The organism is Xenorhabdus littoralis (assembly GCF_033949345.1).
GTDB classification, from domain to species: Bacteria; Pseudomonadota; Gammaproteobacteria; order Enterobacterales; family Enterobacteriaceae; genus Xenorhabdus; species Xenorhabdus littoralis.
Genome location: NZ_VCDP01000260.1, coordinates 1 through 358, shown reverse-complemented (window position 1 = coordinate 358; position 358 = coordinate 1). Strand labels below are relative to the sequence as shown.

The following is a 358-nucleotide window of genomic DNA, read 5'->3' as shown; positions in this document are numbered from 1 at the left end:
ACCTCTCTGCCATCATCCCCACACTATGAAGGTATATTCCTTCAAAACTAGATAACATTTGCTTCATATTATATGGTTAAGTCCTCGATCTATTAGTATTCGTCAGCTCCACATGTCACCATGCTTCCACCTCGAACCTATCAACCTGATCATCTTTCAGGGATCTTACTAGCTTACGCTATGGGAAATCTCATCTTGAGGGGGGCTTCATGCTTAGATGCTTTCAGCACTTATCCCTTCCGCACATAGCTACCCAGCTATGCCCTTGGCAGAACAACTGGTACACCAGCGGTGCGTCCATCCCGGTCCTCTCGTACTAAGGACAGCTCCTCTCAACTTTCCTGCGCCCGCGACGGAT

At 48.0% G+C, this 358-nt stretch carries 1 rRNA gene; it reads right to left on the bottom strand.

From position 1 onward, the window contains the following. Positions 1-72: 72 nt before the first annotated feature. Positions 73-358, bottom strand: a 23S ribosomal RNA gene (locus FE394_RS19550); the annotation flags it as partial.